This is a genomic window from Stutzerimonas sp. LR2 (genome assembly GCF_055755175.1).
Genome location: NZ_JBVTRR010000003.1, coordinates 1 through 15,183 on the forward strand (window position 1 = coordinate 1; position 15,183 = coordinate 15,183).

13 protein-coding genes are annotated in these 15,183 nt (G+C 63.3%); 2 read left to right on the forward strand and 11 right to left on the reverse strand.

The genetic code is table 11. The features are described from left to right. Positions 1-237: 237 nt before the first annotated feature. The 11 genes from ACVRRC_RS10770 to ACVRRC_RS10820 form a co-directional block, all read right to left on the reverse strand. Entirely contained in the window at positions 238-1,500 is a 1,263-nt protein-coding gene (locus ACVRRC_RS10770; protein ID WP_472997002.1) for an OprD family porin, read from the reverse strand. 107 nt (positions 1,501-1,607) lie between these two features. Further along, positions 1,608-2,831 carry a benzoate/H(+) symporter BenE family transporter gene (locus tag ACVRRC_RS10775; RefSeq protein ID WP_011912836.1) on the reverse strand — a complete coding sequence of 408 codons (1,224 nt, stop codon included), beginning with the start codon at positions 2,829-2,831 and terminating at the stop codon, positions 1,608-1,610. A 127-nt stretch (positions 2,832-2,958) separates the two neighbouring features. Continuing rightward, complete coding sequence (gene catA / locus ACVRRC_RS10780) at positions 2,959-3,897, reverse strand: catechol 1,2-dioxygenase (protein ID WP_340067702.1); 939 nt, start codon at positions 3,895-3,897, stop codon at positions 2,959-2,961. A gap of 71 nt (positions 3,898-3,968) precedes the next feature. Further along, positions 3,969-4,259: a muconolactone Delta-isomerase gene (gene catC / locus ACVRRC_RS10785; RefSeq protein WP_013982442.1), complete on the reverse strand. Its 291-nt coding sequence runs from the start codon at positions 4,257-4,259 to the stop codon at positions 3,969-3,971. 14 nt (positions 4,260-4,273) lie between these two features. Further along, positions 4,274-5,395, reverse strand: a complete 1,122-nt coding sequence (locus tag ACVRRC_RS10790) for a muconate cycloisomerase family protein (RefSeq protein ID WP_472997003.1) — start codon at positions 5,393-5,395, stop codon at positions 4,274-4,276. A gap of 28 nt (positions 5,396-5,423) precedes the next feature. Beyond that, complete coding sequence (locus ACVRRC_RS10795) at positions 5,424-6,770, reverse strand: MFS transporter (RefSeq protein ID WP_472997004.1); 1,347 nt, start codon at positions 6,768-6,770, stop codon at positions 5,424-5,426. A 107-nt stretch (positions 6,771-6,877) separates the two neighbouring features. Then, the gene (locus ACVRRC_RS10800; protein WP_472997005.1) at positions 6,878-7,654 is read right to left on the reverse strand and encodes a 1,6-dihydroxycyclohexa-2,4-diene-1-carboxylate dehydrogenase; all 777 of its coding nucleotides are present in this window, start codon (positions 7,652-7,654) and stop codon (positions 6,878-6,880) included. A gap of 72 nt (positions 7,655-7,726) precedes the next feature. Further along, entirely contained in the window at positions 7,727-8,737 is a 1,011-nt protein-coding gene (benC, locus tag ACVRRC_RS10805) for a benzoate 1,2-dioxygenase electron transfer component BenC (protein ID WP_151320623.1), read from the reverse strand. 10 nt (positions 8,738-8,747) lie between these two features. After that, positions 8,748-9,236, reverse strand: coding sequence for a benzoate 1,2-dioxygenase small subunit (gene benB / locus ACVRRC_RS10810; RefSeq protein ID WP_011912829.1), 489 nt, complete (start codon positions 9,234-9,236; stop codon positions 8,748-8,750). 2 nt (positions 9,237-9,238) lie between these two features. Then, entirely contained in the window at positions 9,239-10,600 is a 1,362-nt protein-coding gene (gene benA, locus ACVRRC_RS10815; RefSeq protein ID WP_026012457.1) for a benzoate 1,2-dioxygenase large subunit, read from the reverse strand. A gap of 214 nt (positions 10,601-10,814) precedes the next feature. After that, positions 10,815-11,768 (reverse strand): AraC family transcriptional regulator, encoded by a 954-nt coding sequence (locus ACVRRC_RS10820; protein WP_011912827.1) that lies wholly within the window; start codon positions 11,766-11,768, stop codon positions 10,815-10,817. A gap of 321 nt (positions 11,769-12,089) precedes the next feature. On the opposite strand from ACVRRC_RS10820, the gene ACVRRC_RS10825 reads away from it, so the two are divergent. Together ACVRRC_RS10825 and ACVRRC_RS10830 are read left to right on the forward strand one after the other, a co-directional pair. Beyond that, complete coding sequence (locus ACVRRC_RS10825; RefSeq protein ID WP_239331191.1) at positions 12,090-13,769, forward strand: tannase/feruloyl esterase family alpha/beta hydrolase; 1,680 nt, start codon at positions 12,090-12,092, stop codon at positions 13,767-13,769. Positions 13,770-14,118: 349 nt separating this feature from the next. Beyond that, entirely contained in the window at positions 14,119-15,174 is a 1,056-nt protein-coding gene (locus tag ACVRRC_RS10830; RefSeq protein WP_125882692.1) for a TRAP transporter substrate-binding protein, read from the forward strand. Positions 15,175-15,183: the final 9 nt, after the last annotated feature.

The following is a 15,183-nucleotide window of genomic DNA, read 5'->3' on the forward strand; positions in this document are numbered from 1 at the left end:
GGACTCAACCACCACCCTGTCAGCGCGGCGCATTCTACTCGAATCCGCCACCAGTGCAACCCTTTTATTTAGCTAACCTTTTGATTTACAAAAGGTTTTGCTTGAGGACTGCGCCGGAAGTGGTGCGCATTATAGGCACCTGAAAACAGCCGTCAACCGTTTATTTCGGTTATGCGGGAATTAGTGTAGCCCACGTTACCTCGCACCGAGCGAGCAGCTGGATGCGAGGCAACCTACTCAAAACAAGGTGAGCGTGTAGCTGAGAATCAGACGGTTCTCGTCGATATCGCTGCGGTAATTCGAGCGCGCCGCCACGTTGCGCAGGCGGATACCCACATTCTTGAGCGGACCGCTCTGCACTGTGTAGCCGATGTCCAGATCGCGCTCCTGCGCCGTACCTTCGAACCCCATTCCCGTGCTCACATTATCGCTGGTGATATAACGCACCGTCGCGATAAGACCAGGCCAGCCCATCGCGGCAAAATCATAGTCGTAGCGAGCCTGCCAGGAGCGCTCGTCCCGCTCGGCGAACTCATAGGTGGGCACCTCATTGCCCAGAGGCGAGACGTTCGCGAAGACGCGGGGAAAAGCGCTGTCGCCATACATGGCCTGATAGCCGATATAGAAGGTATGACCGCCTCGCTTTGCCGACAGCAGCGAGTAGAAAGCCTGGTTGTCCACATTGCCGGCCAGCTTGCCGCCGTCGGCCTGCGAATCGTAGTAGCCGAGGTTGGCGCCCAGAATCCAGTCGCCGAGCGGTTCGCTATGCTTCAGGCCGATGTAGCTCTGGTTATAGATGTCCTCGAGCTGCGCATACCAGAGGCCGAAAGACGTGCGCTTGCCATTGAATGCGTAATCGCCGCCGGCGTAGTTGAACGCATCGCTGAGTGCTGCCTGAGGCGTTCGGCCCAGCATGGCCCGCATCCGGTCATCGCCGGCCTCGTTACGCAGGCTGGTCGAGCGCAAACGACCGCCCTGCAGGGTCAACCCATCGACTTCACTGGAGACGATGCTGGCGCCCTGATAGGTGGGCGGGAGCAGCCGAATATCACTGAAGGTCAGCACTGGCAGATTGGGTTGCAGCTCACCTACCTTCAGTTCAGTCTTCGACACCTTTGCCTTGAGTGCCACCCCCATGCGGCTGTACTCATCCGGCGCGCGGCCATCGCTCCCAACCGGGAGCAGGCCGGTACCACTGCGATCACGGCTGCTGTCGAGCTTGATTCCCAGCTGGCCGATGGCGTCGGCGCCGAAGCCGACAGCTCCAGGGGTGTAGCCCGACCTGAAGTTGAGAATAAACCCCTGCCCCCACTCCTCCGCCTTCGATTGCTGATTGGGGCCGACAATGTCGGAGAAGTCCCGGCTGAAATAGTAGTTACGCGCCTGCAATGTTGCCGTGGCGTCCGTGATGAAGCCGGCGTCTGCGGCAAACGCAGGAGGAATCATGGACGTCATGCCGGCAGCCAGGGTGAGTCGGGAAATGGATACCTTCTGCATCATCTAACTCGCTTGTTGTTGTTTTCAGGGTGCACGCAGCCGCTCCCCCGGCAGCAGGCGGGGAGTGCAACGAGCTCGTCATGGGTGAGTGGTTACGATTGCCGGGGCGGTCACCGCGCCGGCTGTTCCTTGCGGCCAACAGCCGGGGGTGATGCGACCGCTGGGATTGGTTTGCGCAGGCCCAGCAACAGATGCGCGGCGATACCGAAGATCAGGCCCCAGAACGCCGCCGACAGCCCGAGGAAGGACATGCCCGATGCGGTAACCAGAAAGGTGATCAAGGCCGCCTCACGGTCGGAGGGCACGGCCATTGCCGCGCTCAATGCCCCACCGATGGCCGCGAGCAGCGCCAGGCCGGCCAGCGCGGCGATCAATGCGGCGGGGAATGCGCTGAAGATCGAAACCAGCGTCGCCCCGAAGATGCCCAGCACCAGGTAGAAGACGCCACCCGACACTCCTGCGACGTAACGCTTGGACGGATTCTCGTGCGACTCCCGACCCGTGCAGATCGCCGCCGTGATCGCCGCCAGGTTCAATCCGTGACAGCCGAACGGTGCCAGCAGCAGCGAACCCAGTGCGCTGCTGCTGATCAGCGGGCTGGCCGGCGTCTCGTAGCCGTCGTTGCGCAGCACCGCCATGCCAGGCACGAACTGTCCAGTCAGCGCCACCATCACCAGCGGGAAGGCGATATTGAGGATGACCTGCCAGCTGAACTCCGGGGCGATCCATACCGGCGTAGCCAGCCCGATGACCAGTGCATCACTGCGCAACTCACCCGAGGCGATGGTGATCGTCACACCGACCACCAGCACGGCGAGCACGGCGTAACGGGGCAAGGCACGCTTGAACAACAGATAGGTGCCGAACATCGCCAGCACCAGCCAGGGTTGTTCCTTGACCGAGACGAACAGCCCGGTGCCGAAACGGAACAGGATGCCGGCCAGCATGCCCGCCGCGATGGCGGCCGGCAGGCGATTGATGATCCGGTCGAACGCGCCGGACAGCCCAACCAGCAGCACCACCACGCTGCTGACGATATAGGCGCCGACCGCCTCGTTCAGCGTGATATCCGGCAACATGGTTACCAGCAGCGCCGAGCCCGGTGCCGACCAGGCGATGATGATGGGAACCCGGTAGCGCACGCTGAGCAGAATGCCGAGCACGCCGCTACCGATGGAGATGGTCCATACCCAGGACGAGAGCACGTCATGCGGCAAATTCGCGGCCTTGGCCGCCTGGAAGATGATCACCAGCGGACCGGCGTAGGAAATCACGGTCGCGATAAAGCCGGCGACCACGGCGGAGAGCGAGAAGTCTTTCATCAGAGCTTTCATGTCGCCTCGCAAGACAGGCCTGGCGATCCGTGGCGGAAGCCCGGATCACTCTTGTTATGAATGAAGCGGCTGCATTACCGGTGCAGCGCCGCTGCGGTGCCCGGGAGCCCGGACACCGCAGGGACCGTCAGGTCTGCTGCAGCGCCCGTGGCCGCTTGCTGCGCTGCTCGGCTTGCGGGGCCGGCGCCTTCTGCAGTTGGAAGTCGAAATCCACTTCGGCAAAACGCCCCTGCACGCCCCGTGCTTGTGCGGCTTCGGCATCATCGATGAAGCGGATGTCGCCGACCAGACCATCGCGCGTGGCGTAAGCGAAGTCGTCCCAGAGGTATTTGTCGCCAGCCAGGTTGATCTGCGTGGTCAGGTGACGATGGCCGGGCGCGGAGATGAAGAAATGAATGTGCGCCGGCCGCTGGCCGTGACGACCGAGCATGTCGAGCACCTCCTGGGTCGGCCCGTCGGGCGAGCAGCCATAGCCGGACGGCACGATGCTGCGCGCCCGGTAATAGCCGTTCTCGTCGGTGACGATCCGCCGGCGCAGGTTGTATTCGGACTGGCTCTTGTCGAAGTAGGAATAGTTGCCCTTGGTGTTGGCGTGCCAGAGATCGACCACCGCACCGGCCAGCGGCTCGCCGGTCGGATCGAGAACACGGCCTTGCAGGAACATCACAGTGGCGACATCGTCTTCGCTACCGTCATCCATGCGCGCGATGCCCTGAGCGATTGGCGCGCCGGCGACGTACAGCGGACCTTCGATGGTGCGCGGGGTGCCGCCGCCCAGTCCTTCCTGTTCGTCCTTGGCGTCCTGCAGCAGGTCGAGGTAATGCTCCAGTCCGAGTCCGGCGACCAGCAAGCCGGCTTCGTGGCGACCGCCGAGACGGTTGATGTAGTCCACCGCCTTCCAGAACTCGTCCTGGGTGATTTCCAGGTCTTCGATGATCCTTGCGGTGTCCGTCAGGACGCGGTTGATCACCGTCTTCAGGCGGCTGCTACCCGCGTCGTTGTTGAAGCCGCTGGCTTCCTTGAAGAACTGCTGCACGTCGTTGGTGTGGGAGATTTTCACAGTCATGGCTCAGGCCTCGTTTTGTAATTGTCGTTGCACGGGTTCAGCGATCGGTGCGGACCCCAGTTCGGACGGGATCAGCGGTCGTCGTCACGAATCGAGGATGGGTGGCGGCACAGCGCGTTGACCTCGATCTCCATGTAGGGGAATAGCGGCAGCTGCATCAGGGTGTCGTGCAGTTCCTGCACGCTGGCGACGTCGAACACGCTGTAGTTGGCGTACTGTCCGGCGATGCGCCAGAGGTGGCGCCACTTGCCTTCGCGCATCAGGCTCTGCGCCAGTTCCTTCTCGTCGGCCTTGAGCTTGGCGGCCTGGGCCGGATCCATGTCGACCGGCAGTTTCACGATCATCTTCACGTGGAAGAGCATCTCGGGTCCTCCTCTTACTTACGGGCGAAGAACGCCAGGCGCTCTTCATCCAGGGTCAGGCCAAGACCGGGCGTGCGCGGGACTTCCAGCTGGAAGTCGCGGTAGACCGGCGCCTGAGTGACGATTTCCTCGGTGAGCAGCAGCGGGCCGAACAGCTCGGTGCCCCAGGTCAACCTGTTGAGGGTGACGAAGGCGTGCGCCGAGGCCAGGGTGCCGATGGCGCCTTCGAGCATGGTGCCGCCATACAGCGCGACACCTGCCGCTTCGGCGATCTGCGCGGTGCGCAGCACGGCACGCGGGCCGCCGTTCTTGGCGATCTTCAACGCGAAGATGCTGGCCGCACCGTCGGCCGCCAGGCTGAAGGCATCCTCGACGCTCTCGATGGACTCGTCGGCCATGATCGGTGCCGGGCTGCGCTGATTCAGGCGCACCTGCCCGCCGCGGTTGATCCGCGAGATCGGCTGTTCGATCAGGTCGATGCCGTTGTCGCCGAGGACGCGACAGGCGCGCAGCGCCACCGACTCGTCCCAGGCCTGATTGACGTCGACGCGCACGCTGGCGCGCTCGCCGAGGGCCTGCTTGATGGCGATGACATGGTTGAGGTCGGCATTCACCTCGCCGGCGCCGATCTTCAGCTTGAAGATGCGATGGCGGCGGATATCGAGCATGCGCTCGGCCTCTTCGATGTCCTTGGCGGTATTGCCGCTAGCCAGGGTCCAGGCCACTTCCAGACTGTCGCGTACCCGGCCGCCGAGCAGCTCGCTGACCGGTAGACCAAGACGCTTGCCCTGGGCATCGAGCAATGCGCTCTCGATGCCGGACTTGGCGAAGGTGTTGCCCTTGGCCGCCTTGTCCAGGCGCAGCATGGCGGCGTTGATGTTGGCGGCCTCCTGGCCCACCAGCAGCGGGCCGAGGTGGCTGTCGATGTTCTGCTTGATGCTTTCCGGGCTCTCGTTGCCGTAGGCCAGGCCACCGATGGTGGTGGCCTCGCCGATGCCTTCGATGCCGTCGCTGCATTGCACACGGATGATCGCCAGCGTCTGTTGCTGCATGGTGTGCATCGCCAGCTTGTGCGGGCGGATGGTCGGCAGGTCGACGATGATCGTCTGGATGCGTTCGATCAGGATGGGGCTCATGGCGATATCCGTGTTGAAGGTTCAGTGATCAGGCCTTGGCCGCTGCCGTCATCACCACCGGCGCGGGCGTGCCGCTGCGCTTGCTGGAGATGGCGAAGACGGCCATGGCCAGGGCGGCGATGACACCCGGCACGGCGAAGGCGATGAAGTTCAGTTGCAGCGGCAGGTTGATGCCCAGCAACGCACCGCCAAGCAGCGGGCCGACGATGGCGCCGTTGCGGCCGATGCCCGAGGCCCAGCCAAGACCGGTGGAGCGGATCGACAGGCCATAGAACTGCGCGGCGGTCGCGTAGAGCAGGATCTGTGTGCCGATTACGGTGGCACCGGCGATGAAGATCAGCGTGTAAAGCACTGGCATCGGCGTCTTGAAGCCCAGCAGGCTGATGGAGGCCACCGACACGGCGAAGAACACCACCACCACTTTCGACAGGTTGAAGCGATCGCCCAACCAGCCGCCGAGGATGGCGCCGGCCATGCCGCCGAAGTTCAGCGCGAGCAGGAACGACAGGCTCGAACCGAGGCTGTATCCGGCGTTGGCCATCAGCTTCGGCAACCAGGAACCCAGCGCGTAAACCATCAGTAGGCAACAGAAGAACGCCAGCCACAGGGAGAAGGTGCGCACGCCACGGCCTTCGCGGAACAGCTCCAGCAACGAGGCACTCTTGCCCTTCACATCGGTCATCACCAGCTCGTCGGCAGCGCTCAGCTGGCGGCCCGGGTCGACCTTGGCCAGCAACGCCCGCGCCTGCTCACCTCGGCCCTGGCGCACCAGGAAGCCGACCGACTCGGGCAGGTACCAGAGAATCACCGGCAACAGCAGCAGCGGCACGGCGGCGGCGAAGAACATCGCTTCCCAGCCGAAGCGAGGCAGCATGTAGATCCCGAGGCCGGCCGACAGCATGCCGCCCAGCGAATAGCCGCTGAACATGACGGCCACCAGCGTGCTGCGTAGCCGCTTGGGCGCGTACTCGTTCATCAGCGCCACCACGTTGGGCATCAGCCCGCCGCAGCCGAGCCCGGCGAGGAAGCGGAAAATGCCGAACTCGGTAGGAGTGCTGGCGAAGCCGTTGAGCACGGTGGCGCTGCTGAACAGCACGAAACAGATGGCGATGCCCTTCTTGCGGCCGATGCGGTCGGCCAGGGTGCCGAACGCCAGTGCTCCGAACATCATGCCGAACAGCGCATAGCTGCCCAGCGCGCCCGCTTCCAGCGGGGTCAGCCCCCACTCCTTCATGATCACCGGCAGCACCACGCCGTAGATGAACAGGTCGTAGCCGTCGAAGATCAGCAGCAGTGCGCAGAGGCACACCACCAGCCAGTGGAAGCGGTTGAAGCGTGCGTTATCGATGATGTCGTGAACGTCTACTTTTCGCATGGCAAGACTCTCTATTGTTTTTGTTAGTCGCGGATCGGCTGCAGCGGTGGGTCACCGCGCCGCCGATGTGCCTTGGCCTTGACCGGTCGAGCCGGCCCGGGTACTGCTCAACCGAGATCGCCACCACCCACCGGCAGGGTCACGCCGGTGATGTAGGAGGCCTCATCGGACGCGAGAAAAAGAATCGCGCCGGCCTGCTCGTCGATGGTTCCGTAGCGCTTCATCAACGAGGATTCCACCGTCTGATCGACGATCTGCTGGTACCAGATCTTTTCCTGCTCGCTCTGCTCGGCTGCGTTGCGTGGAATACGTCGTGGTGGCGCCTCGGTACCGCCGGGTGCGGTGGCGTTGACGCGGATGCCCCGCTGGGCGTTCTCGAAGGCCAGGCACGCGGTCAGCGCATTGATGCCACCCTTGGCCGCGCCGTAGGGCACGCGGTTCAGGCTGCGCGTGGCGATCGATGAGACGTTGACGATGGCCCCGCCGCCCTGCTCCAGCATGTGCGGCAGCGCGGCGTGGCAGCACCACAGCGTGGGGAACAGCGAGCGACGCACCTCGGCCTCGATCTCATGTTCCTGGTAATGCTCGAAGGGCTTGGCCCAGATGGTTCCACCGACGTTGTTGACGAGGATGTCGAGACGGCCGAAACGCTCTTTCGCGGCATCCATCACCCGATGGCAGTCGTCAAACTGCTCGAGATCGGCGGTCAGGGTCAGTACTTCGGCGCCCTGCCCCAGTTGATCGGCCAGTTCATGGACCAGTTCGGAACGGTCCACGGCCACCAGCCGGCCACCTTCCTCGACGAATCGCTCGGCGACACGGCGACCGATGCCTTGGGCCGCGCCGGTGATCACCGCGACCTTGTTCTGAAATCGTGTGTTCATCTACCCAAACCTCTGGAATGGCGAGGATTCGGTGGGCAATGCGGCGCAGTTGCCCACCCTGCGACCGGTGGATCAGGCGCTGGCGGCGAACTTCTCGTAGTAGAAGTTGGCCGGCTGCAGGCCTTGCTCACGAACGAACTGGTTGACCGACTCGACCATGGGCGGCGGACCGCACAGGTAGATGTCCACCTCGCCATCGTTGAGGTGTTTGGGTTCGATGTGCTGGGTCACGTAGCCCTTGTGCGGGTACTGGCTGTCGGAGCTGGACACGCAGGCGCTGTAGGTGAAGTTCGGAATGCGCGCAGCGAAGTCTTCGAGTCGGTCCATCTCTACCAGATCGAAATCGTTGGAGACGCCGTAAATCAGGTGCAGCGGATGCGCGCTGCCCTGCTCGGCGATCTTCTCCAGCATCGCAGTGAAAGGCGCCAGGCCCGTGCCGCCGGCCAGCAAGAGCAGCGGCCGCTTGATCTCGCGCAGATAGAAGCTGCCCAACGGGCCGGCCAGGGTGAGGCTGTCGCCGGCCTTGGCCATGCCGCTCAAGAAGCTGCTCATCAGCCCGCCCGGCACGTTGCGGATCAGGAAGCTGACCTCACCGCCCTTCTGCAGCGAGCTGAACGAGTAGGCGCGGGTCTGGTCGGTGCCCGGCACCTGCAGGTTGACGTACTGCCCAGGCAGGAAGGCCAGCTGGCTCAGCGACTCGCCCTTGATCGACAGCGCAATGGTGCTCTGCGACAGCTGACGCACGTTGCTGATGGTCGCCTGGTAACTGGCCTGCGTGGTCTTGCAGACATCCGAGGAGGCCGGCACGCGGATCACGCAGTCGCTCTCGGCACGCATCTGGCAGGTCAGCACATAGCCTTGCGCAGCTTCGTCCTCGCTCAGCGCGTCCTCGATGTATTCCTCGCCGAGGTCATAGCTCCCGGCTTCGGCGAGGCACTTGCAGGCCCCGCAGGCACCGTCGCGGCAGTCCAGCGGGATGTTGATGCCCTGGCGGTAGGCCGCGTCAGCGACGGTTTCGCCAAGATTGGCTTCGATGAAGCGGGTCACCCCGTCCTCGAAATTCAATGCGATCTGGTGAGTCATGGCGTTGCCCTCACAGGTGATAGACGTCGATCAGCTGGCGGATGTAGTCGTTCTTCAGCACGACCTTCTTGTGCTTGATCAGCGGGCTCTCGCCACGGGTGTCGAGCGTGTAGAAGCTGGTGCCGTAGAAGTGATCGACGGTCTTGTAGCGAAAGCTCATCGTGTGCCAGTTGAAGCGCAGCTTGCAGAAGCCCTCGCCCTGCTCGATCAGCTCCAGGTTGCTGATGTTGTGCGAGGTGCGTGTATCCGGGATCGTGGCGCTGGAGCGCTCGGTGCGGATGCGGAACACACGGTCTTCCAGGCCGCCACGGTTGCCGTACCAGATCAGCGAGATTTCCCGCTGCGGATCTTCGGTGAGCTGGTCGGCGTCGTCCCAGGCCGGCATCCAGAAGGTGGCGTCGGCGGCATACAGTTCCAGCCAGCTGTCCCAGTCCTTGTCGTCGAGGTAGCGCGCTTCGCGGTAAAGGAAGTCACGCGCGGTTTCGTAGGCGATGCTCATTTTTATGCACCCTCCACGTGAATCAGCTGTTCCTGCTCGGCCTTCACGGCCTTGATCATCTGCTGTTGCCAGTAGTGGTGCTGCAGCACGAACAGGCCCTCATCCTCGGTGCGCGCACCGCTCATCATCGGCTGCAGGTCGATGCTGCGGGCGCCATCGTCCGCTCCCTCGATCCAGTGCTTGGCACCGCGGGACATGTCGTTCCATTCCATGGCGCGACCGGCAAAGCCCTGCTGGCAGGCGCGGAACTCTTCAAGGTCATCCGGCGTGGCCATGCCGCTGACATTGAAGAAGTCTTCGTACTGACGAATGCGCCGCGCCCGCGCTTCGGCACTCTCGCCCTTGGGTGCGATGCAGTAGATGGTGACTTCGGTCTTGTCCACCGACAGCGGCTTGGCGATGCGCAGCTGCGAGCCGAACTGATCCATCAGGTACAGGTTCGGGTAGAGGCACAGGTTGCGCGAGTTCTCGATCATCCAGTCGGTACGGGCCTGGCCGAACTCGGCGACCATCTCCTCGCGACGGGCATACAGCGGGCGATCTTCCGGGTTGTCCCAGCGAGTCCAGAGCAGTAGATGGCCGTTCTCGAAGGAATAGAAACCACCGCCCTTCTTGCCCCAGCCGCCGGCGCTCATCGCACGGATGTCGTCGCCGGCTTCCTTGAGCTTGCGCTGCTGCTGGGTGGCGGCGTAGTTCCAGTGCACGGCGGTGACGTGGTAGCCATCGGCGCCGTTCTCGGCCTGCAGCTTCCAGTTGCCTTCATAGACATAGGTGGACGAGCCGCGCAGCACTTCGATGCCATCCGGCGATTGATCGACCACCATGTCGATGATCTTGCGTGACTCGCCAAGGAATTCCTCAAGCGGGGCGACGTCCTCGCGCAGGCTGCCGAAGAGGAAGCCGCGGTAGGACTCGAAGCGGGCGACCTTCTTCAGGTCATGGGAGCCGTCGCAGTTGAAGCTGTCGGGGTAGCCGGCTTCCTTGGGGTCCTTGACCTTGAGCAGCTTGCCCGAGTTGTTGAAGGTCCAGCCATGGAACGGACAGGTGTAGGTCGCCTTGTTGCCGCTCTTGAAGCGGCAGAGCATGGCACCGCGGTGGCTGCAGGCGTTGATGAAGGCGTTGAGTTCACCCTCCTTGTTGCGCGCGATGAAGATCGGCTGACGCCCCATCTGGGTGGTGTAGTAGTCGTTCTTCTCGGGGATCTGGCTCTCGTGAGCGAGGTAGATCCAGTTGCCCTCGAAGATGTGCTTCATCTCCAGATCGAACAACCGAGGGTCGGTGAACATCTCCCGCTTGCAGCGAAAGATGCCCTTCTCTTTGTCGTCTTCGAGCAGCGAATCAAGGTAGTCGATTCCCAGGGACATGGCCGGGGCCTCCATTGTTATTGTTTCCACGTGATGAAGGCTACGGCGGGGGGAACGGCATCAATATCCGTTTTCTGCAGCATCTCTATCCGTTTTCTGCAAAACGCAGGCAGACGGATGCCGCGCCCGCAGCGACGCGCTGAGGGCGATCAGCGAAGGGAGGAATGGACGTAGCGGATGCGGCCGCCATCAGGTTGGCGGCCGCCGAAGCGGATCAGTGATGGCGGCGCAGGGTGTCCGACGGCAGCTCGCCGAAGGTGCTCTTGTAGCTTTCCGAGAAGCGCCCCAGATGCATGAAGCCGTAGTCCATGGCGATCTCGGTGATGTTGCGTACCCTGGCCGAAGGGTCGCTCAGCCGGCCATGGATCTGCTCCAGCTTGCGCTGACGGATGTAGGACTTGGGCGTGGTGCCGACCTTGCGCTCGAACAGCAGGTACAGCGAGCGCAGGCTCATGTTGGCCAGTTCGGCCAACTGCTCGACGGAGATATCCTGTTTCAGATGCTCGTCGATGTAGTCGGTCAGCCGACCGAACGACGGGCAGCTGTCACCGAACGGATCGCGCTGGATATTGCTGGCCAGGCTGCAGAGCAGCTTGCTGGCGATGATCCGGCTGTACTGCTCCTGAATCTGCGGGATGCTCTGCTCGGAGCCCGCCTCGCGGCAGACCAGCCCGAGCAGGCTGTCGAAGCCGTCCATTTCGCCGAGCGCATGGCGATTGGCACTGAACCGGATGCCACCGGAGGGGGCACGCCATTGGTTCTCGCTGCAGGCCTGTTCGAGGAAGGACGCCGGCAGCTTGACGATCAGCTTTTCGCAGTCGTCCGAGTAGGTCAGGTCAACCGGATCGTCCGGGTTGATCAGCAGCAGCTCACCGGGGGTGAAATAGTGCTCCTGGCCCCGTCCGCGCCACAGGCAATGGCCACGCTGCAGCAGCTGCAGGTGATAGATGGTTTCCAGGGCTGGCGAGGTGACATGAACGCTGCCGCCATAACTGATCTGGCAAAGGTCGAGCTTGCCGAACTTGCAGTGGCTGAGGCTGGCCTGAGGCGTGCCGGTACGAGGCAGACGAATGCAGTGCACGCCTACATGCTGATTGACGTAGTCCGACACCGCATGCGGATCAGCACGCTCGAAGATCCTGCTTTTTTCATTCAGCAGTCGTTCCATCACCCGGCACTCGGTTGTTTTTATAGTTGGCCGGCGCTTGGTGGCCGGCTTGGTCGGTATTGCGCAGATCGAGAATATTGATCTGCGTCAAGAATATCGACTGATCGAAGCATAGGAGATTCGACCAACGGCGGACACCCCGCCGTTCGGTGACCGAACAGTTTTTGCACAAGCGCGCCATCGTTCACATATGGGCACGATTGCGGCGGAACGCTCGGCGCCTCTTCGCACTCTGAGTGCAGATCGCACAAAACGGATAGGTCGTTGGGCGACGCCGACCATCGGCGGCCCTACGACCCAGCACAAGAAGGTGTGCCCTGCATGAAGATTTCCCTCTTCCCCATCCCCCTGCTGGCACTGCTCTGCAGCGGCACCAGCGCCGCATCCGCGGTCACAGAACCGGCTCACGACGGGTTGGCTGCGCTGGAAGTCGTACGCCCGAGCCGCACCTGCTCGTCGTTGCTCACGCTCGACCTCGCATCGATCGGCGGAAGCGGTAGTCGCGTCACGTCCGCATCGGTACAGGACACTGATCAGGGCGCCACCGTATGCAATGTCGAAGGTACGCTGGCACCGAGCATCGGCTTTCGCGTGCAACTGCCGCTGGATGGCTGGACCCAGCGCTACCTGCAGGTCGGCTGCGGCGGGTTGTGCGGCCGCATTTCTCTTAGACCGGACGCAGTCGCAGGCTGCGTACCGTTCGAAAGCGGCCGCTTCGTCGTAGCCAGTACCGACATGGGTCATCAGGGCAATGGCGGGACCTTCGGTGCCAATCCGCAGCAGCGCGCCGATTTCGCCCATCGCGGTGTGCATCTCACCGCACGGGCCGCGAAGGCATTGATCAAAACCTTCTACGACCGGGCTCCGGCGTATTCCTATTTCAGTGGGTGCTCGGATGGCGGGCGCGAAGCCCTGATCGAGGCGCAACGCTATCCGGACGACTTCGACGGCATCGTCGCCGGCGCGCCGGCAATGAATTTCCAGGTGCAGAACTCGCTGCTGCACGCCTGGCAGGCGCGGGTGAACCGCGCCCCGGATGGTCGCAGCGTGCTGGTCGCCTCACAGCTGCCGCTTCTGCACCGAGCCGTGCTTGAACAGTGTGACGGCCTGGATGGCCAGCTCGACGGGCTGCTCAGCGACCCACGAATCTGTCGATTCGACCCGGCAACGATCCAGTGCCCCGCTGGCCAGGACAGCGACCAGTGCCTGACTGCCGCACAGGTGCAAGCGGCAAGGCGCATATATGACGGGCCGCGCGACGAGCGTACCGGTGAGCGATTGGCCGTCGGCGGTCCGCAGCCCGGCTCGGAGCTCGCATGGGGCGGCGTGTTCGTGCCCGAACGCGCGCATGGCCCGCTGTTCAGCGAAACCATCGCGCTCGAGGCACTGCGCTATCTGGTCTTCGAACAGGCACCGCAGCCTGGCTATCGGCTGGAGCAGCTGCGCTTCGACGCCGAGACCTTCGATCGCCTGCGCGCCCGCCATCCTCTGTTCGATGCGACCGACCCCGACCTCTCCGCCTTCGCCGACAAAGGCGGCAAGCTGATTCTCTGGCATGGCTGGTCCGATCATCATATCTCGCCGATCAATACCATCGCCTACCACGAGGCCCTGCAGCGCCACCTGGGCAAGCCAGAAGTCGAGCGCTTCGTGCGCATGTACCTGGTGCCGGGCATGTACCACTGCCACGGCGGACAGGGGCCGAGCGAACTGGACCTGCTGACGCCGCTGATGCGCTGGGTCGAATCCGGCCAGGCCGCTGACGAGATCAAGGTGTATCAGGCGAGCCGATCCGGCCTGCCGCTCTCGCCGAAGAGCAGGCGTGCCAAGACCGGGCGAACCCCGGAGTACCGGCCGGTCTACCCCTACCCGGCCGTGGCGCGCCTCGTCAGTGATGGCCAAGGAGAACGCTATACCCGCGGCGAACCCCTGACCGATACGCCGACGCCAGCCTGGCGAGGCGCGGACTTCTACCAGCCCTACCGCCCGCGCGAGCGCTGAGTGATGGCCGACTATTTCCCGTTATGGCTGACGTTCAGGCTGCGCTTTCTGGAGCTGGCTTCGGCGGTTCAAGGTCGCACGAATGGGCTTCATGGCGCCCTCACCGACGTAGGCCTGAGATTGCTCGCGCGCCGTACGGTGCCGACGGAGCGGAACACAAACCAAGGGCGATTATCGAACAGATTCGCTCGTTTACTGCGCCACTCGGTTGCGATGCAACCGGCGAGGTTGCTTCTATACGGAGGCGTTCACCGTCTCGGCGACTCGCGTGTAGCGGGGGCTGCCGGAGCGGAACATCCGCGGGACAGCCGGTTGCACGCGCAATTACAACAACAAAAGGGAATACCCCATGTCGAAATTGCCCAAGGCCCTGCTGGCACTTGCCTGCGTCAGTTGTCTGAGCCTGTCCGCCTACGCTCAGGAAGCGGTCGTGACGCTCAAGGTTCATCATTTTCTTCCCGCCCATTCGTTGACCCAGGCGAACCTGCTCAAGCCGTGGGCGGACGAGATCACCGAAGCCTCCGACGGCCGTATCCAGTTCCAGTTCTATCCCTCGATGCAGCTGGGCGGCACACCACCGCAGCTGGTAGACCAGGTGCGTGACGGAGTTGCCGATATCGTCTGGACGCTGCCGGGTTACAACAGCGGGCGCTTCCCGCTCATCTCGGTCTTCGAGCAGCCATTCATGAGTCGCTCCGCCGAGGCGACCAGCCAGGCGATGTGGGAGTTCGTCGCCAAGCACGGCGAAAAGGAATTCACCGGCATGCACCTGCTTGCGACCCATACCACGGACGGTGCGCTGATCCATACCGGCAAGAAACCCATCAACAGGATGGCCGACTTCCGCGGCAAGAAAATCCGTGCCGCCAACCGCACCTCCACCAAACTGATCTCCCTGCTCGGCGGGACTCCCGTCGCCATGCCGGTCCCGCAGATTCCCGAGGCCCTGTCCAAGGGCGTGGTCGACGGTGCGATCGTGCCCTGGGACGTGGTACCAGCGCTCAAGCTGCACGAGCTGATCGGCCACCACACGGAAATGGCCGAGGGGAAGCCGGCACTGATGTACACGGTGATGATCCTCGCCATGAACCCGGCTACCTATGAGGGGTTGCCCGAAGACCTGCGCAAGATCATCGACGAGCAGAGCGGCGCGGTGCTCTCGCGTCGAGCGGGCCAGCTGTTCGACGAGATCGCCGTGCAGAATGGCCATCGTCTGGCCGAAAGCCGCGGCAACAAGATTCACCAGCTGTCCGAAGACGAACAGCAGAAGTGGATGAAGGTGGCCGAGCGCCTTGACCAGGACTGGATCAAGGAAGTCGAGGGCAAAGGCTATGCGAATGGTGCCGCCCTGCTCGAGGACGCACGCCAGCTGATCCAGCAGCACAGCGACACCGCTACCCGCTGATCGACCCCG